Source organism: Bradyrhizobium sp. AZCC 1693 (genome assembly GCF_036924745.1).
Taxonomy (GTDB): Bacteria; Pseudomonadota; Alphaproteobacteria; order Rhizobiales; family Xanthobacteraceae; genus Bradyrhizobium.
Genome location: NZ_JAZHSD010000001.1, coordinates 3,010,730 through 3,034,419 on the forward strand (window position 1 = coordinate 3,010,730; position 23,690 = coordinate 3,034,419).

23 protein-coding genes and 1 tRNA gene are annotated in these 23,690 nt (G+C 60.0%); 11 read left to right on the forward strand and 13 right to left on the reverse strand.

The features are described 5' to 3' along the window. Window positions 1-21: 21 nt before the first annotated feature. Window positions 22-1,665 carry a long-chain-fatty-acid--CoA ligase gene (locus tag V1293_RS14355; protein WP_334510532.1) on the reverse strand — a complete coding sequence of 548 codons (1,644 nt, stop codon included), beginning with the start codon at window positions 1,663-1,665 and terminating at the stop codon, window positions 22-24. Between the two features lie 450 nt (window positions 1,666-2,115). Between V1293_RS14355 and V1293_RS14360 the strand changes: the two genes are divergently transcribed. Both V1293_RS14360 and V1293_RS14365 read left to right on the forward strand, forming a co-directional pair. Beyond that, window positions 2,116-3,015, forward strand: coding sequence for an alpha/beta fold hydrolase (locus tag V1293_RS14360; RefSeq protein WP_334510534.1), 900 nt, complete (start codon window positions 2,116-2,118; stop codon window positions 3,013-3,015). Between the two features lie 95 nt (window positions 3,016-3,110). Next, entirely contained in the window at window positions 3,111-4,094 is a 984-nt protein-coding gene (locus V1293_RS14365; RefSeq protein WP_334510535.1) for an NAD(P)H-binding protein, read from the forward strand. A gap of 12 nt (window positions 4,095-4,106) precedes the next feature. Here the strand turns inward: V1293_RS14365 and V1293_RS14370 are convergent, their stop codons facing one another. The 3 genes from V1293_RS14370 to V1293_RS14380 all read right to left on the reverse strand — a co-directional run bounded on the left by V1293_RS14370 (window position 4,107) and on the right by V1293_RS14380 (window position 7,447). After that, window positions 4,107-4,541, reverse strand: a complete 435-nt coding sequence (locus V1293_RS14370) for a winged helix-turn-helix transcriptional regulator (protein WP_334510536.1) — start codon at window positions 4,539-4,541, stop codon at window positions 4,107-4,109. 463 nt (window positions 4,542-5,004) lie between these two features. Further along, entirely contained in the window at window positions 5,005-6,696 is a 1,692-nt protein-coding gene (locus V1293_RS14375) for a long-chain-fatty-acid--CoA ligase (protein ID WP_334510537.1), read from the reverse strand. A gap of 148 nt (window positions 6,697-6,844) precedes the next feature. Further along, entirely contained in the window at window positions 6,845-7,447 is a 603-nt protein-coding gene (locus tag V1293_RS14380) for a TetR/AcrR family transcriptional regulator (protein ID WP_334510538.1), read from the reverse strand. Between the two features lie 120 nt (window positions 7,448-7,567). Between V1293_RS14380 and V1293_RS14385 the strand changes: the two genes are divergently transcribed. Both V1293_RS14385 and V1293_RS14390 read left to right on the forward strand, forming a co-directional pair. Then, the gene (locus tag V1293_RS14385) at window positions 7,568-8,008 is read left to right on the forward strand and encodes a tautomerase family protein (RefSeq protein WP_334510539.1); all 441 of its coding nucleotides are present in this window, start codon (window positions 7,568-7,570) and stop codon (window positions 8,006-8,008) included. Between the two features lie 32 nt (window positions 8,009-8,040). Then, window positions 8,041-8,847 carry an SDR family NAD(P)-dependent oxidoreductase gene (locus V1293_RS14390; protein ID WP_334510540.1) on the forward strand — a complete coding sequence of 269 codons (807 nt, stop codon included), beginning with the start codon at window positions 8,041-8,043 and terminating at the stop codon, window positions 8,845-8,847. Between the two features lie 235 nt (window positions 8,848-9,082). Here the strand turns inward: V1293_RS14390 and V1293_RS14395 are convergent, their stop codons facing one another. Together V1293_RS14395 and V1293_RS14400 are read right to left on the reverse strand one after the other, a co-directional pair. After that, the gene (locus V1293_RS14395) at window positions 9,083-9,265 is read right to left on the reverse strand and encodes a hypothetical protein (RefSeq protein WP_334510542.1); all 183 of its coding nucleotides are present in this window, start codon (window positions 9,263-9,265) and stop codon (window positions 9,083-9,085) included. Window positions 9,266-9,285: 20 nt separating this feature from the next. Further along, window positions 9,286-9,876, reverse strand: a complete 591-nt coding sequence (locus V1293_RS14400; protein WP_334510543.1) for a TetR/AcrR family transcriptional regulator — start codon at window positions 9,874-9,876, stop codon at window positions 9,286-9,288. Between the two features lie 104 nt (window positions 9,877-9,980). On the opposite strand from V1293_RS14400, the gene V1293_RS14405 reads away from it, so the two are divergent. The 3 genes from V1293_RS14405 (at window position 9,981) to V1293_RS14415 (ending at window position 13,114) form a co-directional block, all read left to right on the forward strand. Further along, complete coding sequence (locus V1293_RS14405) at window positions 9,981-10,793, forward strand: oxidoreductase (protein WP_334510544.1); 813 nt, start codon at window positions 9,981-9,983, stop codon at window positions 10,791-10,793. 172 nt (window positions 10,794-10,965) lie between these two features. Next, window positions 10,966-12,228: a beta-ketoacyl-ACP synthase II gene (gene fabF / locus V1293_RS14410; RefSeq protein WP_334516722.1), complete on the forward strand. Its 1,263-nt coding sequence runs from the start codon at window positions 10,966-10,968 to the stop codon at window positions 12,226-12,228. A gap of 106 nt (window positions 12,229-12,334) precedes the next feature. Continuing rightward, window positions 12,335-13,114, forward strand: coding sequence for an SDR family oxidoreductase (locus tag V1293_RS14415; protein ID WP_334510545.1), 780 nt, complete (start codon window positions 12,335-12,337; stop codon window positions 13,112-13,114). Between the two features lie 87 nt (window positions 13,115-13,201). On the opposite strand, the gene panD is transcribed toward V1293_RS14415, so the two are convergent. Further along, a complete protein-coding gene (gene panD / locus V1293_RS14420; protein WP_334510546.1) occupies window positions 13,202-13,549 on the reverse strand; it encodes an aspartate 1-decarboxylase in 348 nt (115 codons plus the stop codon). Between the two features lie 706 nt (window positions 13,550-14,255). Continuing rightward, window positions 14,256-14,330: transfer RNA gene (locus V1293_RS14425), tRNA-Gln, on the reverse strand. A gap of 279 nt (window positions 14,331-14,609) precedes the next feature. On the opposite strand from V1293_RS14425, the gene V1293_RS14430 reads away from it, so the two are divergent. Together V1293_RS14430 and V1293_RS14435 are read left to right on the forward strand one after the other, a co-directional pair. After that, window positions 14,610-16,394, forward strand: a complete 1,785-nt coding sequence (locus tag V1293_RS14430; protein ID WP_334510547.1) for an acyl-CoA dehydrogenase — start codon at window positions 14,610-14,612, stop codon at window positions 16,392-16,394. A 250-nt stretch (window positions 16,395-16,644) separates the two neighbouring features. Then, window positions 16,645-18,000, forward strand: coding sequence for a hypothetical protein (locus V1293_RS14435; RefSeq protein WP_334510548.1), 1,356 nt, complete (start codon window positions 16,645-16,647; stop codon window positions 17,998-18,000). Window positions 18,001-18,096: 96 nt separating this feature from the next. On the opposite strand, the gene V1293_RS14440 is transcribed toward V1293_RS14435, so the two are convergent. The 3 genes from V1293_RS14440 to V1293_RS14450 all read right to left on the reverse strand — a co-directional run bounded on the left by V1293_RS14440 (window position 18,097) and on the right by V1293_RS14450 (window position 19,907). After that, window positions 18,097-18,438 carry a GcrA family cell cycle regulator gene (locus V1293_RS14440; protein WP_334510549.1) on the reverse strand — a complete coding sequence of 114 codons (342 nt, stop codon included), beginning with the start codon at window positions 18,436-18,438 and terminating at the stop codon, window positions 18,097-18,099. Window positions 18,439-18,564: 126 nt separating this feature from the next. After that, window positions 18,565-19,719 (reverse strand): hypothetical protein, encoded by a 1,155-nt coding sequence (locus V1293_RS14445; protein ID WP_334510550.1) that lies wholly within the window; start codon window positions 19,717-19,719, stop codon window positions 18,565-18,567. Further along, on the reverse strand, window positions 19,716-19,907 hold the full coding sequence (locus V1293_RS14450; RefSeq protein ID WP_213256063.1) for a hypothetical protein: 192 nt from the start codon (window positions 19,905-19,907) through the stop codon (window positions 19,716-19,718). The genes V1293_RS14445 and V1293_RS14450 overlap by 4 nt, the downstream gene beginning before the upstream one ends. 756 nt (window positions 19,908-20,663) lie before the next feature. On the opposite strand from V1293_RS14450, the gene V1293_RS14455 reads away from it, so the two are divergent. Continuing rightward, window positions 20,664-20,879, forward strand: coding sequence for a hypothetical protein (locus V1293_RS14455; protein WP_334510552.1), 216 nt, complete (start codon window positions 20,664-20,666; stop codon window positions 20,877-20,879). 538 nt (window positions 20,880-21,417) lie between these two features. On the opposite strand, the gene V1293_RS14460 is transcribed toward V1293_RS14455, so the two are convergent. Further along, complete coding sequence (locus tag V1293_RS14460; protein ID WP_334510553.1) at window positions 21,418-21,624, reverse strand: DUF1737 domain-containing protein; 207 nt, start codon at window positions 21,622-21,624, stop codon at window positions 21,418-21,420. 153 nt (window positions 21,625-21,777) lie between these two features. Next, complete coding sequence (locus V1293_RS14465) at window positions 21,778-22,731, reverse strand: ring-cleaving dioxygenase (protein WP_334510554.1); 954 nt, start codon at window positions 22,729-22,731, stop codon at window positions 21,778-21,780. 130 nt (window positions 22,732-22,861) lie between these two features. Between V1293_RS14465 and V1293_RS14470 the strand changes: the two genes are divergently transcribed. Continuing rightward, window positions 22,862-23,626 (forward strand): crotonase/enoyl-CoA hydratase family protein, encoded by a 765-nt coding sequence (locus V1293_RS14470; RefSeq protein ID WP_334510555.1) that lies wholly within the window; start codon window positions 22,862-22,864, stop codon window positions 23,624-23,626. Window positions 23,627-23,690: the final 64 nt, after the last annotated feature.

Sequence of the window (23,690 nt, forward strand, 5' to 3'; positions counted from 1 at the left end):
CGCTCTAGCCAGGATGATTGGTCATTTAACGGTTGCTGGACGAACCGATGCGCTGGGCAGCAGGTGGTTCCTGTAACGCTCACGAAGCTCGGACTTCCTGATCTTTCCGGTCGCCGTGTGGGGAATTGAATCCATGACGACGTCATCGGGCATCCACCACTTCGCGATCTTGCCTTCAAGAAATGAAAGGATATCCGCCTTGGTCGCCTCCATGTTCGGATTGAGCTGAACGATGAGAAGCGGCCTTTCGCCCCATTTCGGATGTGAAACCGCGATCGCCGCGGCCTCCTGTACGGAAGGATGAGCGATAGCGGCATTTTCGACTTCGATGGATGATATCCATTCGCCGCCCGACTTGATAACGTCCTTGGATCGATCCGTGATACGCATGTAGGCGTGCTCGTCGATCGTCGCGACGTCGCCGGTATCGAAATAGCCCTCCTTGTCCAGGATCTCGTCATTCAGCCCGTAGTAGGCCTTGGCAACGCTTGGACCACGCACCTTTAGCCTGCCATACGCCTTTCCGTCGTGGGGAAGCTTCTCGCCGGAGTCATCGGTGATCTTCATTTCAACGAGGAAAGGTGCAAAACCCTGGCTGGAAAGCTGGGCAGTTTTCTCCGCGCCGGTCAAATCTGCGAACGGCGGCTTCAGGCTTCCGATCGAGCCGATAGGTCCCATCTCTGTCATACCCCACCCCTGCCGCGCACAGATGCCCATCCGCTCAAAGGCTTCAATCATCGCAGGCGGCGGCGCCGCGCCACCGATGGTCAAGTCCCGAAGCGCTGGCAAGCGCAAGTTGTTGGATTCCATATACTGTTGAAGCATGAGCCAGACGGTCGGCACACCGGCCGTAAACGTTACTTTTTCGTCCGAGAGCAACTCGTACACGGACGCGCCATCGAGCTTCGCGCCAGGGAAAACGATCTTGCTCCCTACCATCGGAGCGTGAAACGCGAGCCCCCAGCTGTTGGCATGAAAGAGCGGCACAACCGGCAGGACCGTGTCGTTGCAGCTAAGGCCCAGAACGTCTGCCTGCGCGGTCATCAGCGAATGGAGTACATTTGACCGATGCGAGTACAGGACACCCTTTGGATTCCCCGTCGTGCCTGACGTGTAGCATAACCCGGCGGCGGTGTTTTCGTCGAAGCATTTCCAGGCGAAGTCGCCGTCCACGCTGTCGATCCAGTCCTCGTATGCGATCGCACCGCGCAAGGAAGTGCCTGGCATGCTATCGCGATCCGTTAGTATGACGAAGCGCTCGATGACTTCGAGTTGCGGCGCAAGCTTCTCGAGAAGTGGCACGAAGGTGATATCAGCAAAGATAATGCGGTCACGTGCATGGTTGATGATCCATGCGATCTGCTCGGGGAACAGCCGCGGGTTTACGGTGTGACAGACGGCACCGATACCCATGATTCCGTACCAGATCTCAAGGTGTCGCCAAGTGTTCCACGCCAGGGTCGCGACCCGATCGCCAAGCACAATGCCGTCGCGATCCAGCCGCTGGGCGACTTTCAGCGCGCGCCTTCTGATCTGGCCATAATTCGTCCGATGGATCGGCCCCTCGACAGAGCGAGTCACCACCTCTCGGTCCGGATGACAAATCGCGGCGTGATCAATGATTCGCTGACACAGCAACGGCCACTCTTGCATTAAGCCCAGCACGGGAAGCTCCAAAAGTTACTGAGACGTCCATTCATCTTTGTATTGGACGTGACCGGCGTGATTGGATGCGATTGCACCACGAGGCTATCGTGCCGCAAAATACAACGTTGAAGAACGGCTATTCAGCGGTGGATTCGAACGGGGACAGATCGCCATGCGCCCGATCTAATCGCGAGCATCGCGCATGCCCGCCTGGCTGCCTGCGTGCGTACCCGCCCAGAAACCGACAACATGCATTGACAGCAGAAGCTTGCTTCCGGCATGCGGCAAGATCGCCCGCGAAAGGCATGGAGACTATTTGCTTGCTTAAAGCAGATGGCGCACACAGCTATCGCCAACTCGCTACCGCACTTATTCATGGTTGAATTGGCAAATCCGGCAACGTCGTCTTTTAGTCCTGGGTTGAATGATTATCATCATCCAAGTAGTGATAACGAGGATTGCATAGCCATGCCGGACAGCCCCGCGTCCCCTGCCTTGGACCACATCCGCAGGCGGATGGTCCGCGCCAACGGGCTCGATTTCCCGATCCTTGAAGCGGGGAGCGGCCCCCTCGTGCTGTGCTTGCACGGCTTTCCCGATCATGCGCAGAGCTGGGTTCACTTCCTGGATCGTCTCGCGCAGGAAGGATATTGGGCCGTCGCGCCGGTGCTGCGAGGATATTGGGTCGGTGGCGCCGCACCCGACGGATCCTACCGCGCCTTGGCGACCGGGCAGGATGTACTAGCACTCATCGATGCGCTGGGGGCCGAGCAGGCTGATCTGATCGGCCATGACTTCGGAGCGCGCGCAGTCTACGCCGCGGCAAGCCTCGATGCGGCCCGCGTCCGCAAGCTTGTCGGGTTGGCAGTCCCCTATGGAAAGGGACTGACGACAGCATTCGTCGCCGATGGCGATCAACAGCGGCGAAGCTGGTATATGTTCTTCTTCCAGACTCGCCTGGCGGAGACGGCTGTTCAGCTCAACGACTTTGCATTCCTCGACCGGCTCTGGCGAGAATGGTCGCCTGGGTACGTGCTGCCGCCTGCGGATCGTTCCGCGCTCAACGAGACGTTTGGCCAACCCGGAGTCCTGACCCAGACCCTGGCCTATTACCGGCAGTTGTTCACGCCGCCGTCTGACCCGGCAGCCCTGGCCCTCGAAGCCCGCGCGAGCGGTCCAATTGCTGTCCCGTCGCTCTATCTGCATGGGGAGGACGACGGCTGCATGTCCGCGCAGCTCAGCGAAAGCATGGAGGCGGCGTTCACGAAGGGATTCGAGCGCATCGTGATGCCTGGCGTCGGTCATTTCCTGCATCTTGAACAACCCGATGCAGTGTTGAGCCACATCCTGCGCTTCCTGAAATGCTGATCGGTTCCTCAGGCGCGCGGTCGCCCTTGCTTCCTCGGCATTAACCGACCTCGGTTCGAACGAAAGCCCAGCGCCCAGTCGAAAAGGACAATTCGGTGTCGAAACGGAATCCGATTCTGATCACTGGAGCCGGCGGCGAAGTCGGCTCGGTAAGCAAGACAATGATCAACATGCTACTGGAGCAGCAGTATCCGGTGCGCGCCTTCGTGAGGCGAGACGACGAGCGGGCGGCGGCGCTTCGACAGATCGGAGCCGAGGTTTTCGTCGGAGATCTACTCAACGTCGCCGATGTCGCTGCCGCCCTGAAGGGTTGCCGTCGAGTCTACTTCAGCATGAGCTTGAATCCATACTACACCGACGCGAGCATCCTGATGGCCGCCGCTGCGCGCGCGCAAGGGGACATTGAGGTTTTCGTGAACATCTCGGAATTCGAGCAGTCGTACATGACTTTCGATAGAATGATCGGCCCGCAGGAGGCGCGACTCGGCTGGCTCGGAGGATTTGTCTCCGAGTGGTCGCCGCAACAGAGAGCCCATTGGGCGTCGGAGCAGGCGTTAAAGTGGTCCGGCCTGCCGGTCGTCAATATCCGGGCGACCATGTTCGTCGAGAATCCGATCCTTTGCTGGTTTCCGCTAAAGCAGTTGCTTGGTGCGGGCGAACTCCACCTGCCTTTTGGCACGCAGAAAATCGCGCCAATCGCCGCTTATGATGTTGCCGAGGTTTGCACGAAGGTCCTGATCGATCCCTCGGCGCATATATCGATGTCGTATGAGCTCACCGGACCGGAGTTGAAGGACATGCATGGGTTTGCAGAGGATTACGGCGCCGTGCTCGGACGACGTATCTCGTATGTACCGCAGGACCTGGATGCCTGGATCGAGACGTACATCAATAGTACCATCGCGTCTCGCAGTCCGCATATTGCAGACCACCTGGGAACCATCGCCCGCCTGGTCGCAGGTGGACGTTATGATGTGGTTAACGATGAGCTTGAGGACTTACTTGGGCGTGCTCCCAAGGTCGTCCGATGGGCCCTCGAACAATCTCCGCGTATTCGCAAAGCACTGGAGACGGCATGATCATGCGACAGTTCAGGGAACGGATTTGGCACCGGATTTCGCCCGCTGAACCGGCCGACGGGCTATGGCGTCGGCTGCTTGTTGCAGGTGCCGGAAAGCCTCGTCGTGCTGGAGACCACGATTCAACCTGCCGCCGAGGTGCCGCATGCCCCATCGGCCAAGAGCGAGAACGATGACGCCGAGCTCACGGCCTCGGTCGGTAAGAATATAGGCCGCTCGCGGGGGATGGTCGCTGTAGAATTCGCGACGTACAAGGCCGTGTTCCTCAAGCGTCTTTAGACGATCAGAGAGGACATTGGGCGCCATGCCAGGCAGACCGGCTTGAAGGTCCTGAAATCGCATAGTGCCTGGAAGAAGGTCACGGATAATCAGCAACGTCCAGCGCGCGCCCACAATGTCGAGCGTTCGCGCAACAGGACAAGACGCATCAAGACTTTTCTTTGCCATTCCGGGCTCAACCTAGCTTGCCGCAACACCGGCCCCACTGCCTTGCAGATATATAGTCAATATAATTTGAATTGGAACTCCCCTCGGCGGATCCTCGAATGTCAAAATTCTGATGACCGATTTGGGCGGAGTTAATTCTGGTTTGGAACTTGGGATGGCTGCAATGCAGATGGCGCGGCGGTCATCTGATGGGGCTGACGTTTGAAGCTATCGTGGGGGTGCCGACAGAGGCGTCCAACGGGAGATTGCTCCCTCCCCGCTATTCGATCTCTCGTGTGATCGCAGCCGGTGTTCGCTTCGGCTGTGCGTGCTTGCACACACAGGTTGGGTCTCAGCTGGCCCTTCTGCCAGGCGCCCGCTCACCGGCCTTGCCCGGGCCGGTGCGCAGACACTTCATGATGATGTTATCGCCGGACGGATCGTTCCGCAGTCCTGATCGGGAGCAGATTTGCGATTTTACAAATCAAGCAGTTGCGGTGGCTTTTAGAGTTTCGTTCCGCAGTTCTCGGCGCAGAATTTTTCCGACGTTGCTCTTCGGCAGCTCAGACCTAAACTCGACGTGCTTCGGTACCTTGTACGGTGTCAATTGTGTCCCGGCGAAAGCAATAATGTCCTGGGCTCGCAGATTCGGGTCGAGGCGAACTACGAATACCTTGACCGCTTCGATGGACTTCGGATCGGGGACGCCGATCGCGGCGCATTCCAGGACTCCCGGATGGCTGGCGATCACCTCTTCGACTTCGTTTGGATAGACGTTGAAGCCGGAGACAATGATCATGTCCTTCTTACGATCCACGATCTTGGTAAAGCCGTCCGGCGACATCACCCCTATATCACCAGTCCGGAAGAAACCGTCGCTTGTCATCGCCCGGGTGGTTTCGTCAGGCCTGTTCCAGTAACCGGCCATCACCTGCGGCCCCTTGCCGCAAATCTCGCCAGCTTCGCCAATTGGCACTTCCTTGCCATCATCGTCACGGATCGAAATGTAAGTTGATGGGACAGGCAATCCGATCGTCCCGGAGAACTCTGCAAGATTTGGCGGCGTCACCGTCAAAGTCGGAGCTGTCTCAGAGAGGCCGTAGCCTTCGGAAAGGACACATCCGGTCGCCGCGAGCCATTTGTCTGCAACGGTCTTTTGGGTCGCCATCCCGCCACCGATTGCAATCTTTAATTCCGAAAAATCCACCTTCTTGAAGTCGGGATGGTGCAGAAGACCATTGAACAATGTGTTGACGGCCGGGAAACTATGGACCTTGTGCTTTCGAAGCTCCTTGATGAATCCTGGAATATCCCGCGGATTAACGATCAGAAGGTTGGTGCCGCCCACTCGCACGGAAAACAGGAAACAGGCAGTGAGCGCGAAGATGTGATAGAGTGGCAGCGCGCAGACTGTCAGGAAGGGCTCGACCAGTGGCGGCTTGCGTAACGCCGGATTGGTCCAGGCAACAATTTGAAGCACATTGGCCACCATATTGCGGTGGAGCAAGGTTGCACCTTTCGAGACGCCCGTGGTGCCGCCGGTATACTGCAGAAACGCGACATCGTTCGGGCCAATGTTCGGCTTGTTCAACTTCATCTTGCGACCGGCCGACAGCGCATCCTTGAACGAGATAGCGCCTGGCAGCGAGTACGAAGGGACCATCTTCTGGATCTTGCGCACAATAAAGTTGACGAAAACGCCCTTGAGACCAAGCAGATCTCCGATCGCGCTGACGATTATGTGCTTGATACTCGTCCGCGGCAGCACCTTCTCCAGGGTCGTCGCAAAGTTCTCTAAAATAACAATCGCCTCCGCGCCGGAATCGTTGAGCTGATGCTCGAGTTCCCGCGGAGTGTAAAGAGGATTGACGTTCACGACCGCATAACCCGCACGCAAGGCGGCAGCTACCGCGACAGGGTTTTGCAGAACGTTTGGCATCATGATCGCAACCCGGGCGCCCTTCGCGAGCCCCCTGCTTTGCAGGTAAGCGCCGATACCGGCTGACATCTTGTCAAGCTGGCCGTAGGTGATCGCCTTGTCCATGCAGATCGCAGCTTTGCGATCCGCAAACGTCGTAAAGCTTTCTTCGAATAGTTCGATCAACGAACGGTACTGGTTGACATCGACGTCGGCGGGAACTCCCTCCGGATACTGCTGTAGCCAAAAGCGCTTCACGATATTTCCCCCTGCAGAAAAGCCGCTCTTGCGGTCGCGTTCGATTTGCTCCCCCTGCCAGGGCGCCCGAATGCAGCCTGGACGGAGAGACCCATAGCGGGCGGCACAACCAAGCTCGCAGATCGAGCGCCACTTCAGTGACGAAGCATCAGTCCTGACCTCTTGGACCGCTCCCGCCCCGCCGCGGCCTATTTGAACTCACCGCGCTTTTCCGGCACCGCTCTGTTGCGGTCGTAAGCAACTCACGGCCAAGGCTGCTCGACGCCGGCATCGCTCTGGCCAGAACCATCGCCCCGAGCATGCGACAAACCACATCGACCGCCTCAGCACGCCCGGATGGCGTCTTGGGCAACAGATTTTCAACCGACGAGATCATCCGCTCAACACCATCGGCGAAAACGCTTTTGATGGCATCCGGCTGTCGCGCGACCTCGCCTGCCAGTGCAGCCGCCGGACATGTCGAGCCTGGCGCGTTCCGGGCTTCCTCCGACAGATACGACGTAGCGAATTCGTCCAAGGTCGGCATTCGTTCCCGCACGCCATCCATCTGTCGGAATGCGTAGTCGAGTGCCTCGCCCGCTAACGCGCCTTTCGATTCAAAGTGATTGTAGAAGCCGCCATGCGTGAACCCCGCGGCCTTCATCAGGTCGTTGACCGAGATGCCATCGAAACCACCCTCGCGAAAAAGCCTTGAGGCCTTCGCGACAACCTTTTGCCGATTCTTCTGGGCCTGATTCTCTGAAATCCGCACGATCAATTCTCCAGCCACCGCCTGGTAACAATGATATACATCATCATTAATGGTTGACAACACCGTTTAATAATGATGATTATCATCATTGTAAGATAGACGCCAGCTTCAGGAGGAAGAATGCCGTTTTGGAAGATATATCACCCGGTTGGCGCCTTCACCGCTGAAGACAAACGCGCCTTGTCACAGCGGATTACCGAACTTTATCGCGCACTCCCAAAGTTCTACGTCATCGTCGTTTTTCAGGAGGTTGCGCCCGAGTCCTTCTACATGGGCGGCGAGGAGGCGCGCAATTTCGTTCGCATCTGGGTAGACCACATCGCACGGTCATTCCCGCCTGACGCCAAGAAGCTAAAAGCCAAATGGATGGGCTGGGCGGAAAAGGCGCTGGCGCCCTACATCAAGGATCGCGGCAGAGATTGGGAAATCCATATCGACGAAACGCCTTTTGATCTCTGGCAGATTCAAGGCATGCCCGCGCCACCGCCAAATTCCGAATATGAGAAACTCTGGCTCGAAGAAAACAAGCCAGTGCCGTATCCGATTCAAGAACCGGCCTAGATCCATGCCGATTGTTGGAGGCCTAGAATAAGATGAGCAACCATCACCGTTTTGCAGTTGTCACCGGTGCTTCGTCGGGGATTGGCGTTGCTTATGCCGAACGAATGGCGGAACGCGGCTACGATTTGATTCTCGTCGCCCGTCGTCGAGATCGGCTAGAGGACGTTGCCAAGAGAATCAAGATTAAGACAAAGCGCGCGGTCGAAATCGTGGCTGCTGACCTGGCCGATGCGAAGGATCTGTTGCGCGTTGAAGCGCTACTAACCGAGCGAGAGGACATCGACGTCCTGATCAACAATGCCGGCCTCGGCGCGCTCGGGCCGACCTCGAAAGTACCCGCTGATGCGCTAGAGAACCTGATCAAGATCAATGTTCTGGCGTTGACGCGACTGACTCATGCCGTCCTGCCGGGCTTCCTGCGGCGCAACTCCGGGACGATCATCAACATCGCTTCCATGATCGCGGTCATGCCGACGCCTTCGGGTGCAGGTTATTCCGGCTCCAAGGCATATGTTTTGAATTTCGCGCGCTCGCTCCAGATGGAGCTTGCCAAGACAAGCATCATTGTTCAGGCGGTGCTTCCCGGTCCGGTTCGCACCGAATTTTTTGAAGCATCCGGTCTTACTACGGCTCCTTTCCCCGACGAACTGTTTATGTCTCCGCAGGAATTGGTCGACACCGCACTCCAGGCGCTGGACCGGCGTGAGCTCGTTTGCTTTCCGTCGCTGGAGAATGAAGTGCACTGGACAACCTTTGAGGACGCTCGCATTGCATTGAGCCGCGCACTCATGCAGTCGGGTCGCCCGGCAACGAGGTATTCAGAGGACACTCCGTCGTAAGCAGCCTGGCTGCTATCGACTTAGCCCGGTTGAAGCCACAATAAGAATCCGCTCGTATGTCCCCTAGTACCCGCGGGGTCACGCGTCGTTATCGCCAGTCCCGATGCCGCCTGCTACTAGATAAAATTCCGCGATGGTCGAACCGCCCTTCTCGGCAACGCTAAAAGCCGCATAAACTCCGCGGATCAGTCGTCTCTTTCGGGCCAATTATGCCCCGCACCCATCATTAATCCCATTACAGACGTCCCATGTCCTTCAATGACTTGATCGCGCCAACCGTGTCGTTATGAATGGGCGACTCAATCGTCTGATCGACAGTATGGGCAGGTGCCTTTACTGGATAGCTCAAACCACAAGCAATCATCGCAGCAGCGAACCCAAACAAAACCACAATCAACAACTTCGTATAACTGAACATAATACTTCTCGAGTAGCTGACTATAGTTTTTCTTCTGCCATATCTGCGAGCGTGTCTGCCGCACGAACGCCGGCCGCAAGTATGGCATCTGACATCGAGCGGTCTTCGACCGCGCGCGAGAGCTGAAGCGTCCCAACAAGCACGGCGAAAATTCCGATCGCTGTATCATGCGGCGGGTGGCTGAGACTGTTCTGCGGCAGTCGTCGAGCCAGTTGCTCGAAGAACTCGCTCATCCGAGCGGTGTAGGCCTTGCGGATGAAGCGCGGCTGACGGCCGATCTCGGGAAGCAGCGCAGCGGAGGCACATCCAGAGTCCGGGTGATCGCGATGCTCCGCGGAGAGGTAGCAACGGATCAGCTCACGGAGCTCTCCAGGGGAGGCGTCAGCTTCGGCCAGGCGATGCGGTTGCTCATCGAGTGCACGCTCGAGTCCCTCCCGGACCAGATCGCTCTTCGAGCGGAAGTGAGAGTAGAATCCGCCATTCGTCAGTCCTGCCTCGGCCATAATCCCGGTCATTCCCGTGGCGGCAATACCCTGCCGCCTGAACTTCTTAGCTGCGACCTTCAGGATCTGTTCATGCGAAGTGTCTTTGTGGCCTTTGGCATATCGCATGTGGGGCTCTCCACCGGAGTTACGGCCTATTGTATTATCATCTTAATATGATATGTATATCATCATCCAATTGAATGATACAATAGCATCGACGGAGGCTTTCTATGCGGCAAGATGGCAACGTGGCGATTGTGACCGGGGCTTCAACAGGAATCGGCCAAGCTTCGGCCAAGGCGTTGCGCCAAGCCGGATTCCGCGTCTTCGGGACCAGCCGGCGGGCCATCGCAATTGCCGCCGAAGGGATTGAGATGGTTACTTGCGACGTGACCGACGACGCATCCGTACAGGCGGCTGTCGACCATGTGCTCGGTATGACGGGCAGGATCGACGTTCTTGTCAACAATGCAGGAACCGGACTGCTTGCTGGAGCTGAAGAATCTTCGGTAGGCCAAGCTCAGGCGTTGTTCGACGTAAACCTCTTCGGAGTGATCCGTATGACCAACGCGGTCCTCCCGATCATGCGAGATCAAAAAGCGGGACGGATAATCAATATAAGTTCAGTCCTTGGCTTAATACCTGCCCCATTCTCAGCCCTCTACTCGTCCACGAAACATGCTCTCGAAGGCTATTCGGAGTCTCTCGATCATGAGGTGCGAACTTTCGGCATTCGAGTTTGCTTGCTTGAGCCCGCGTATACCCGCACTTCATTCGAGCAAAACATGGTGTTTCCGGATCGGACCCTAGACGCTTACGCCTCGGCGCGAACGCGGACCAGCGCGCTCATGCACGAGGTCATGAAGACAGCCGACGATCCCCGGCTAGTTGCAGAGCGAGTCGTTGAAGCCGCGACTACGGCATCGCCTCGGCGGCGATATACCTGCGGCAAAATTGCGCGTCAGGTGAGCGTACTTCGCCGTTTTGTCCCCGAACGGATGTTTGACAAGAGCCTTCGCAAGCAGATGGGGTTACCGGCGTAACTGGACTGGCCAGGCCGATCTCGGGCATTCCCTTTGGGCCGTTTGTAGCGCGGTGTTCGGTCCGGCTGTTGCAACTCCGTTTCGGCGGCTAAGGCCACCGTTACTGTAAGAGCCAACCTTGCGCCAGACCGACAACCAGGTGTCAGGGATAACTCAGAAAGGTAATTTCATCATGCGTCGCGTCGTCGTTACGGGACTAGGATTGGTATCACCGTTGGGTTGCGGCAGTGAGTTGACATGGTCGCGCCTGCTTGCGGCCCGTTCCGGGCTGACAGCCCTTCCTGAATGGGCGGCTGCTCTTCCCGCGCGGGTCGCTGGAATCGTGCCGACAAAGGCCGACGATCCGGATGGAGGCTTCGATCCGGATCTGGCTGTTCCTCCCAAGGATCAGCGGAGGATGGATCGCTTCATCCTATTCGCACTGGTTGCCACGGCCGAGGCCATTGCACAAGCGGCATGGACTCCCTCCGACGCGCATTCGCTTGAGCGCACGGCGACCGTGATCGCATCGGGCATCGGAGGCTTTCCGGCGATCGTCGAGGCGGTTCGCACCACCGATCAGCGCGGGGTCAAGCGCCTCTCGCCCTTCACCGTGCCGTCCTTTCTCGCCAATCTCGCTGCCGGTCATATCTCCATCCGCTATGGCTTCAAGGGTCCCATCGGTACGCCGGTCACCGCCTGCGCCGCGAGTGTGCAGGCGATCGGCGATGCCGCGCGCCTGATCCGGTCGGGAGAAGCGGACATTGCGATTTGCGGTGGCTCGGAAGCCTGCATCGATCTCGTGAGCCTCGGCGGCTTCGCAGCCGCTCGGGCCCTTTCGACTGGCTTCAATGACACGCCAGCGCGCGCGTCCCGCCCCTTCGACCGCGACCGCGATGGCTTCGTCATGGGCGAAGGTGCTGGTATCCTCGTGATTGAAGAGTTGGAACACGCGTTCCGCCGGGGCGCCCAACCGATCGCCGAAATCGCCGGCTATGGCACAACTGCTGATGCCTACCACATCACGTCGGGACCTGAGGACGGCGACGGCGCGCGCCGCGCCATGGAGGGCGCCTTGCGGCAGGCCGGCCTCAAGCCCGGTGATATCCAGCATCTCAACGCCCATTCCACTTCGACGCCAGTTGGCGACGTATCCGAACTGGAAGCGATCAAGGCCGTGTTCGGCCGCGACGGAAAAGTTGCAGTGAGCGCCACCAAATCGGCGACCGGTCATCTGCTCGGCGCAGCCGGGGGGGCGGAAGCGATCTTCACGATTCTCGCGTTACGCGACCAAATCGCGCCGCCCACCCTGAATCTCGAAAATGGCGACGCAGCCGCGGAAGGCGTCGATCTTGTGTCCCGTGAGGCCAGGCGCATGACGATGGAGCACGCGATTTCGAATGGCTTCGGCTTCGGGGGCGTCAACGCGAGCGTCATCTTTCGACGTTGGCAGTGACCAAGCCTGTCCAACATTGGCAAGTCGCTGCCGACCTCCCTGCTCTTGGGAGGGGACCAGAACGGTCCGCTCTTTGCCAGCTCCAACACGCATGCGAGTAAGCGACATGACTCAGTCCAAGCGCGAAGCCCAACCTTCGGTCCAGGAAGTTGCACTCATTGTCGGTGGCGGTCCGGGCATCAGCTCGAGTTGCGCGAGGCTGTTCGCGAAGAACGGTATGCGTGTTGCTGTGGCAGCCAGGAATCCCGAGAAAGCGGTCCTCGAGAAACTCGAAAAGGTGCATGGGGTGCATCGATTCGCTTGCGATGCGAGCGAACCGGCGGCCGTGGACCAGTTGTTCAGAAATGTCGTGCAGGACATCGGGACGCCAAGGCTTGTCGTGCATAACATCGATGGCCGGGTCCCCGGCATTTTCCGCAAGAGCGTTATCGAAGCCGACCCGATCATGGCCCTCGAAACACTTCGAAACGCGGCATTCAGTGCGTTTCTGGTAGGGCAACAGGCAGCCAGGCTCATGCTTGGAAACAAACTCGACGCCAACGGGGCGAAGGGAACGATCATCTTCACGAACGCCAGCGCAGCGCTCAAAGGCTTCCCATCAAGCGGTGCCTTTGCAATGGCATGCCATGCCAAGTCGGGACTCGCGCAGAGTATGGCAAGAGAACTGATGCCGCAGGGTATCCACGTAGCAAACGTGCCGATCGACGCCGCGATCGGCTGGACTCAGGAGGACGGGACCCGGGCGCACCGGCTGGCAGGAACGACTGTCGACGACAACATGGCCGACCCCGACCGTATCGCCGAAACCTATCTGCAACTGCATCGCCAGCATCGGTCGACGTGGGCGTTCGAAGTCGTGCTCCGGCCGTGGGTCGAGAAATGGTGACTGCCATCGCCGGCGCGCCACGTTGCGCCTGATGCAGGCGACTCTCATGGCCGACTGGACCAGCTCTCAACCAGAAAGGAGCAAGAGTCAGAGCCTGAGATTCTGCTCATTGACGAGCACCACGCGCGGCTGAAACTTCCTAGCTTCATCGCCGTCGAAATTGGCGTAGGCAACAATAATGACCCTGTCGCCCACCATCGCTTGACGCGCCGCGGCTCCGTTAAGCCCTATGGTTCCCGAGCCAGCGGGAGCTTCGATGACGTAGGTTGAAAATCGAGCGCCGTTGTCAATGTTATAGATGTCTACGCGCTCATTAATGAGGAAGCCAGCAGCCTCGATGAGATCTCGGTCGATGGAAATCGAGCCTTCATAGTGCAAATCGGCTTCAGTCACGTGCGCACGATGAATCTTGCCCTTCATCAAGGTGACTTGCATCGAGAGTATCCTGTATCGTTGCCCCGGAATTGTCGGCCCGGCCATTATGGGGCGAGCGGCTGCATGTCAATAGCATGCGCCATCCGGAGTAACCTCAGTTGGGTATTCTCCACTGGCGCGCGATTGAGCGCAAACATCCTTCCAAACCGCCTTTCTGGAGCAAATTTCATTTGGCAGAATGCTGCATTGGCATAGCCGTTCACGAGGCCGGCCAGCGCCTCGGACTTCCATGATGGTCGCAGGCGAGGTCGGTAGTCCGTCAGAACGGGAGAGACCAACAAGCAACCATTGCTTCGATATATTCACCAACACGTCTTGCGCTCGAACGCATGCCGAATCTCAAACACCTGAGACCTCCCGACATCACTCTTTCTCTTCACGATGATCGACGGAACTCTTCGGCGTAGACCGAGCACTGAGCGCTGCCGACCATCAGCACGATCAGCCCTCAAGTCGCACGTCAATGCGCTCCCCTCCTGACCCGACTTTCCAACCCGTCCAAGCGCGGGCCTCACATCACCCAAGAAGGGACGACGCCGTACTTGCTCTGGATTGATTTTTCTTGATCTCTCGGTGCACACGTCGTGCACACGCCGTCTCCTAACCGTCTGGAAGACCTGAACTCTTGCTCCAATCCATCACGGGCAGCGGAATCCGCCATTTCCAAATGAAGCAACAAAGAAGCGATTTAGCCGAGTAATATCAATGGCTGGGGCGGGAGGGATCGAACCTCCGAATGGCGGAATCAAAATCCGCTGCCTTACCGCTTGGCTACGCCCCAACAGTCCGGGCCGGAACACGGGATCGACCAGCGCGACCTGTTCCGGCACCGCCGGTCTATAGAGGGAGTCACGCCATTTCAACAGGCTGCGCGGCCGAATTTCACCCCAAAATCGGTCCCATCGACCTCCCCCTATATATAAAGGGTCGTTGCGTTGGGTATGCCGGGCCGGTTTTCGCGTCCCCAGGCGGGGCGAATACCGCCCAGCGGAGAGTTGAGAGAACCCCGGTTTCGTGGGAAGACGGCGGCAACCATTAGCCAAAAAGCGAGATTATCGTCATGACTTACCGCGCGCCGATCTCCGACATCCTGCTCGCGCTCAACCACGGCGCCGGCCTGCAGGCGGCCGTGAAGGCCGGCCATTATGGCGACTTCGACGGCGACATCACCGCCGCCGTGCTGGAGGAAGCCGGAAAATTCGCCGGCGACGTGCTGGCGCCGCTGAACAGGGTCGGCGACGAACACGGCATCAAGCTCGCCGACGACAAGGTGACGACCGCGCCCGGCTGGCCGGACGCCTATCAGCGCTGGATCGCTGGCGGGTGGAACGCGGTGTCGGGCCCGGAAGCCTTTGGCGGCCAGGGCCTGCCGATGGCGATCAACGCCGCCTGCACCGAAATCTGGAGCGCGTCGAACATCGCCTTCGGCCTCTGCCCGCTGCTCACCCTCTCCGCCATCGAGGCGCTCGATGCCCATGGCAGCGACGAACTGAAGCAGATCTATCTGGAGAAACTCGTCTCCGGCGAATGGACCGGCACCATGCAGCTCACCGAGCCGCAGGCCGGCTCCGATGTCGGCGCGCTGCGCACTCGCGCCGAGCGTATGCCCGACGGCAGCTATCGCATCAAGGGCACCAAGATCTTCATCACCTATGGCGACCACGACATGACCGACAACATCGTGCATTTCGTGCTGGCCCGCCTGCCCGATGCGCCCGCGGGCACCAAGGGCATTTCGCTGTTCCTGATTCCGAAATTCATGGTCAATGCCGACGGCTCGCTCGGCGCGCGCAACGATATCTATCCGTCCGGCGTTGAGCACAAGCTCGGCATGCACGCCTCCCCCACCTGCACCATGACGATGGGCGATCACGGCGGCGCCGTCGGTTACCTAATCGGCGAGGAAAACAAGGGCATGCTCTGCATGTTCACGATGATGAACCAGGCCCGCCTCGGCGTCGGCCTCGAGGGCGTCGGCATTGCCGACCGCGCCTACCAGCAGGCGCTGGCCTTTGCGCAGGAACGCAAGCAGGGCCGCGCCGTCGGCAAAAAGGGCGACGGGCTCGATCCCATCATCGTGCATCCCGACGTCAAGCGCATGCTGTTGCAGATGCGCAGCCTGACGGCCGCGGCGCGCTCGATCTGCTACGCGACGGCAGTGGCGCTCGACATCTCCACCCGCGCCACGGATGCCAAGGTGCGGGCCGATGCCGCCGCGCGCGGCGCGCTGCTGACGCCGATCGCAAAGGCGTTCTCCACCGATATCGGCAACGAGGTGACGTCTCTCGGCGTGCAGATTCACGGCGGCATGGGCTTCATCGAGGAGACCGGCGCCGCGCAGCATTATCGCGACGCGCGCATCACCTCGATTTATGAGGGCACCAACGGCATTCAGTCGATCGACCTCGTGACGCGCAAACTCGCGGCAAACGGCGGCGCATCGGTGTGGGCCCTGCTCGATGAACTGGGCGGCATCGTCAAGCAGGTCGAGGCCTCGAACGATCCCGCCTTCGGCACCACAGGCGCAAAACTGCGCGACGCCCTCGGCTCGCTCGAACGCGCCAGCAAATGGCTGCTGGAGCGCGTGGCGTCTGCGCCGAACGACGCGCTCGCCGGCGCCACGCCTTATCTGCGCCTGTTCGGCTCGACGCTCGGCGGCTGCATGCTGGCCGGCGAGGCCCTCGCCGCAAAGGGCAATGGCGAAGCCGGCGGCGATCCGCAGCGCTACGTGACGGTCGCGCGGTTCTTTGCCGAGAACGTGACCGTTCAGGCGGGATCGCTGGAGAAGACGGTGACGGATAGCGCGGACGCCGTGAACGGCGCGGATGCGGTGTTGCTGGGGTGAGCGACGCGTCGCTTCGGACATCTACGGATTTCTTTCGTGCAGGCGACGACGCCGCGTGAACGCGCCGGCGTCGCAGAATGGCACAGCAAGTTCCATGCAACGGCGCGTGGTATTGAAGCAACACTTTTGAAAAAATGGACGACCCCGTAGTCTCCGGCCGTTGCGCATTCATTTCGCAGTGCGAAGAATGAGCGCCGTCGCGTGCTTGGCTATGCAATCAGGCTCATGCGGAGCCTTGGGAGGCCGGATCATGGACCCATGGCGATTGGCAACGAAGGCGCAGCGCCGAATCAATTTCGTCGCGGGCCTGGCTCTGGCGAGTTGTGGTCTCGCCTGGCTCGCAGGCTTCGGTTCGGCTTCCACCCAGCACATCAGCGCTTCCGTCGAGAACGCCGGCGCGAAGTTAATCGTGGCACGCCACGAACCATCTCTCGTCGCAAGCACCGAGCCCACGGTCATACCGCAGGCGACCGTAGTAGCGAATGCAGCCATCGTTGATGTTGAGATGGCAACGGCCGCCGAAGCCACGTCACAGAAAACCACCGACACGACGGCAAGCCTGGATGAGCCGAAACCTTTTGTCGTGGCCTCGCTGCCGGATTCGTCGCAGGTGGTTCCGCCCGAAACACCATCCCCCGAGCGCACGCAGGCGAGCACGCCTGATCCCGCGCCGGAGAAAGCCGCCGACGCGGCGGCAGCCCCGGACGAGCCAAAACCTTTTGTCGTGGCCTCGCTGACCGATTCGTCGCAGGTGTTTTCCCCCGAAGAAGTCGCAACGGCGCCCGACACGATCGTGCCGGCTGTGAGCACCATCGAAATCAACGAGGAGTGCCTGGTCGCGGAGATCTGCATCGATCGCTACCTGTGGGCGCTCTACGAACGGGCGCCCAAGATCGACGCCATCGAGGTGCATGAACGGAGGAAAGTGACGGTCAGGAGGAAGGGCAAGACGGTGACCGTCACCAGGACCTTTACCAGGCGTGTCGACGAGGAGTTTGGGTGGAAAGACCCGAAGGCGGCGGACAAAGCCGGCATGGCGATGATGGACTACGTGATCGGCGGCATGGACCGCAATTTTAGGCTCAAGCTCTTTCATACGCTCCACGCGGCGGAACAGGCCGGGCTGCAGCCCGGCATCACCAGCGCGTTCCGCGACGACTACCGTCAGTCGATCGCAACCGGGCTGAAGGCCGCAACCGACAGATCCTACCATGGCGGGAGTTTCCGTGGCGGCTATGGCCGCGGGCTTGCGGCCGATATCGTGAGCGTCAAGGGCGCGACCCGGGCGCAGCGATGGGTCTCCACCGAAAAGCTCTGGAAATGGATCGACGAACGCGGCAAGGAATTTGGAATCGGACGGCCCTATCTCGATCGAGATCCGCCGCACGTGGCGCCGATCGACGGAAAGGAATATGTCTCTCGCCGCGGCGGAGCGAAAACGCAAGTGGCGGAAGCGAAACCGAAAACTCGCGTGGCGGAAGCGACGATCAAGAAGGGCAAGCGGCTGGCTGCACGGGCCGATCACAGCGCGGCCAAACGCGCGAGAAACATAAAATTGTCCAAAGGCGCGAGAACCGCGAAATTGTCCAAAGGCAGGACCATGTAGCCGGTTCAGGCACGCACTTCCCGCCCATGGCGGGAAGGCCGCAAACTCGCCTCGCCTCCGCACTTTTCCGGATCATGCTCCAGGCGGCAGCAAGCGTCAGCCCGTATTCCTGACCGCATTGGCCAGCATGGCGTAAAGCTCACGCTTGGTTAGTTCCTTTGTGAGCTCCCTGGTCTGCTTCGCGACCGGCTTCCGCGTCGACACCACCCGATCCACCGGCCGTGCGCAGGCTGCCGCCAATGCCGGCTTACGCGTCGGCACGGCCACGATCCTGGGGTTGGCTGTCGGTGGCTTGTGACCCCGCTTGTGGCCCAAGCGCTTCAACTTCGCGCTGACTGCGTTGCGGCTATAGCCGAGCCGACTTGCGATCTGACCGGCACTGCGGCCCGCGGCCCAGAGTTCTTTGAGCAGTGCTACGTCTTTCGCATCCCAACTCATGGGAGATACTTATACGCCTAATGTCGGCAATAGGCGAGTCGTTGCCGATGGTGCTCTGGCCGCCGGTTGATCTCTTCGTTAATGCAGCCATCGCCAGCTGGAGGAATTGACTACTGCGTTCGGCGCTTACTTCGGATCGCGAGCTCGCGAACCCGCCGCGGCGACTGTCAACGCGATCGCTGCGGGATCGCAGCAGAGCACCATCAACAATATCAGCCATCGCACCGCGACTTCGGGCGCGGCGCCGACCATCATCGCAAGATACTGGATCGGGCCTGCGGATGCCTCGATGCGGGAACGTTCGCCGGCCAGCGCGGCGCGCTGCGCCTGCAGACCGACCAGCGTTGCGGTTGCCGCCTGCCGCTGCGTATCCAACCCGTCCCGCGCCACGCGCTGTTGGGTTGCGATGTTGATGGCCCGCGTCACCCGGCCGCGGCGTGTCGATTCATCCACGGCCCGGTCGATTTGCGCAATGCGGCTGTCCAGGTCGGCAACAACAGCTGTTTGCGCCGTAACGCGGGCGTCGAGCGCTTCAATGCGCTCGGTGACGCCGGAACGCGACGTGGCCGCGACGCTGACATGCGCCTCCACCAGCTTGCCGAACACGCCGGCGGCGTTGATCAGCGCAAGGCCGGCAACGAGGGCGACCATAACGAAGCGCATTTTCCAGTTGGTCCGGCGCCAATGCGCGGCCAGCCATCCGGCGATCACCAGCTTGCCGGCCTCCATCGTGGCGGCGAGCACCATCACCGCAACTGGCGCGCCGGGAAATATCTCGGCCATGCCCGCGACGGAAAAATAGGCCGCAACCGTCGCCAGCGCGAGCGCTGCAACAAGGGCAAAGGCGCGGCTGGCGCGGGCGCGTTCCGGCGTGGCGGGAACGGCCTGCGGCACGGCGGGCGCGACGGAAACCGTCAGCGGCTCGAGCGGCGCGTCGGACGCCTCCGGCTCGCCATCGGCCTCGGCAATCTTGGCCTCGGTCGTCTTTGTCTCGGTCGTCTTGGCCTCTTCAGCCTTGGCCTTGGCTGTCCTGGCTGCCTTGGCCTTGGTGCCCTTGGCGGCCTTGGATGCCGGAGAGGCGCGGCCGCGCTTCGTCGCCGGCAAAGGCGCCTCGCCGGATGATTCACCGCTTACGTCTGCCAAGGGTGCCGCCACCAATCGAGGCGTGCGATGTGAGGCATTGGCCCAGGCGTCAAGCTGATGCCTGATGCGCACAGCATCGCTCTCGCCCTCCGTCAGTTTGGTCGCGGAGACTGCTTGCGTGGTTGCGCGGCCTGTCATGTGGCACCCTGCCTCGTAACGGCAAAAGCCAGCTTCTCCTCGGCGAAGAACTGGAGTGTGCCGTAACCTTCCGTGTCGACGGCATACCTAAAGCTTCCGTCAACGGTCGGAAACACGGCAACAACCGTGCCCGACTCGTGATCGTTGGCAACGTTTTCGACTTGCTCGCCAATCGCAAACTTCGACATCGAAAACTCCTTTTCGGATTCGTCGATGCGATTATATCTCCACGAGCGAGTTGTAGCTTCTTAACGATGTACCTTCCGAAAATTAGGATGATGGTTGTTGCACTAATGCCTCATCCTGCTCGCGGGAGGGAACCGCTCTGCACGTGGAGCGCGAAACCAACATGGCGCTATGTCTGATTTGAGTCTGAAATGCGCTTCGAGGACGAAATCAACCTGACATTCTGAATTTGCGGGTTTACGTCCTCGTTCTTCACAGCCGCGCCGAACGAACCCAAATTGCAATCGAGCGTGACCGATTTGCAGGATGGGTGGAGCGCAGCGATGTCAATCAATTGCTGCCCGAAACGGTGATGGGTTTCGCAGAGCCTGTCATCGGGCGCGCATTCGCGCGACCCGTTGGCTCTACCCATCCTGCGAAGTGTGCAATTTCTGCCGCGGCGCGCGTCATCGCGAGCCCGGGCAGCGGGCAGCGCAATCCAGCACTGTTGCAGCGTTAAGACAGTCACGGCCATTCCGGCATGGTCCCGTAGTTCTACGCTTTGCGAATCGTCCATGCCCGCCCCTACTCTCAGCGCAGTTCGCATTCCCCAGGCGTTGCCGGTATCCGTCCCGCGCAAAAAAGCACGGCTACGGAAGGGTTGCGTATTTACAGGTCAATTCGCGTAAGGGGCGTCCAAAAAAACGGCGTGCACCGATGTTGGCATGAACCCTGCATTGGCTGAACGAACTGGATATTCCTTATCAACGAAGGTCGCCATGCTCGTCACTCTCGTCGCCGTTCTCTGCAACAGCCAGCTCTGTCTCGAAAAAGTCGTCACCACCAGCGACCAGTCCGGCATCACCATGAGCGCCTGCGCGGTTAACGCGCAGATTGGAATTGCCGACTGGCTCGCCAAGGGGCCGTATCGCGAATGGCGATTGGCGCGATACAAGTGCGTGCTCGGGAAATACGTTCCGAAGAACGAAGCCTGAGCGGCTAGCGGCGAAGCTGCTGCTGATCCGCAGCGCTACGTCACGCCGGCTCGGCTCGTCGCGGAGGCATTTACCGCGCAGGTCGGTGGCCACACACAACGCTGTCATACTCCGCGAATGCGGGGTATCCAGTACGCTGCGGCCTATCGTTTCAATCACTGACATCTCTGGAATACCGGATCACCCGCATGCGCCGGTGATGACGACTGAATATGACTTCGCGTTCTCGCGGTTTGCATTACGGCATTACGGTGACACTTTACTCGGCCATTCCACACATCCACTCACCGCGCTCACGCATGGACCGGCACCTCGATCAGCCCCAAATACCGCGCCACACGGAATTAAGGCGGCATCCGCGGGATGGGTGGGTTCATCCTTCGAGACGCATCGCTTTGCGATACTCCTCAGGATGAGGTCTCGGACCCTCATGGTGAGGAGCACGGCAGCGCCGTGCGTCTCGAACCATTAGCCCCAGCGCAGCGAATTCTCGCGAAGGCGGCGGATAACGCTACGCTGATCCGCCCTACGCGCTGCGCTACAACTTCGACAAATCCATTTCGGGATCGTAAGTCTTGCCTTCGACGTCCTTGGTGATGACTTGCCCGCAGATCACTTCGCCGCGCTTATCGTCGTATGTCAGAGTGGGTTGTCCGTAAAGCTGCCACCCGCGGTTCAGCGCTTCGGTCACCCGATGGCAAAATGCGGCGTCATCCTTGCCGGTGAGATATCGGTAAACCTTCATGATGCCCTCGACAGGTTCGAACAAGCTTTAGCCCGCAGGATGGGTGGGGCGACTTGTCCGCCGTAGCTCGACGAGCGAAGCCGGAAGCGATACCCATCATGCCTCAGCGCATGGATTGATGGGTTTCGCTGCGCTCTGCCCATCCTACGAAGTCTACGAAATCGGTTTCAGCCCCGCCTCGATCGCCGCCCTTCGCGGCTCCAAAAACGGCGGCAGCGCCAACCTTTCGCCGAGCGTTTCCATCGGTTCGTCCGTCGCAAAGCCTGGTCCATCCGTGGCGATCTCGAACAGGATGCCGTTGGGCTCGCGGAAATAGAGGCTGCGGAAATAGAAGCGGTCGATCTCGCCGCTGTTGGGAACGCGAAGCTCGTTCAGGCGCTGCGTCCAGGCGTGATACTGCGCCTCGTCGGGCGTGCGGAACGCGACGTGGTGGACGCCGCCGGCGCCCTGTCGCGCGGCAGGCGAATCCTTATCTTCGAGCACGTGCAGTTCGGCAGCGGGACTGCTCTCTCCCTTTGCCTCGCCCATTTCGAAGACATGAATCTGCGCGCCGTGGGCGGCATAGTCGCGCACGCGGCGCATGTTCATCACCTCGGTCAGAACGAAGGCGGTGCGGGACAGTTCGTGCACGGTCAGCACGATCGGACCGAGGCCCCGGATCTGGTGTTGTGCCGGTACCGGGCTGCGATCCCACGGCGAGGCCGTGCCCGCGCCGCCGTCGTCGACCAGCACCAGGCGCTGCCCCTCGCCGTCCTCGAACGGCAGCGTCAGCCGGCCGTCGACCTCGACGATATCGCGGGCCACGGCGCCGGCCTTCTTAAGGCGATCCCGCCAGTAGCCGAGCGTCTTCTCGCCCGCGACGCGCAGGCCGGTGCGCGAGATCGCATTGGTTCCGCGCTGCTCGGGCGCGGCCGGAAAGTCGAAGAAGGTGAGATCGGTGCCCGGATTGGCTTTGCCGTCGGCGTAGAACAGGTGGTACGCGCTGACGTCATCCTGGTTGACGGTCTTTTTCACCAGCCGCATGCCAAGCAGGCCGGTGTAAAAGGCCAGATTATCCCGCGGCTTCGCCGAGATCGCGGTCAGATGATGAATTCCGCCTAGCTGCATTGCGTCATCCTGCTGGTCACATCCATGGGAAAAATCCGCCGGGACAGTTTGGTCCCTTGCCGGATCATGTAGGATATGGCCGGATGATTGACCAGCGGCACCGTCGCCGCCCGCTTTTAGGGGCAAGTTCATGACCGAACACCTCATTGTGTCGGACGAAGATGCGACGCGCGTAATCAAGCTGCGGCGGCCCGAGAAAAAGAACGCATTCACCCAGGACATGTATCGCGGGATGAGCGATGCGATCGACAAGGCGCAGAACAATCCCGACATCCGCTGCATCATCATAACAGGCGGCTCGGGTGTGTTCACCGCCGGCAACGATCTCGAGGACTTTCTTAAAGAAAGCACCTCGAATACCGATGCGCCGCGCGGAGCCTCCAACGCCGTAAAACTGCTTTATTCGCTGGCGCACAACGTCAAGCCGATCATCGCCGCCGTCGACGGCGTCGCGATCGGCATCGGCACCACGATGCTGTTCCATTGCGACTATGTGCTGGCCAGCACGACCGCGACCTTCTCGACGCCGTTCATCAATCTCGGGCTGGTGCCGGAAGGCGCATCCAGCCTGTTGATGCCGCGCACCATGGGCCACCAACGCGCCTTCGCCATGCTGGTGATGGGGCGCAAGTTTTCCGCCGAGGAGGCGCGCGAGGCCGGCTTCGTCAATGTGGTGGTGGCGCCCGGACACACCGAAGCCGAGGCGCGCAAGGTGGCCCGCGAGATTTGCGCGCTGCCGGCCGAAGCGGTTGCGATCTCGCGAAAACTGCTGAAGCTGCCGCCGGAGGACATGACGCGGCGGATCGACCAGGAAAGCCATCTGTTCGGCGAACGGATGCACTCAAAGGAAGCGGTGGCGTCGTTCAAGGCATTCTTTGCGCGGAAGAAGGGGTAGCTATCGTGTAGGGTGGGCAAAGGCGGGTAAGCGCCGTGCCCACCATCTTTCCACTTAGAGCAAG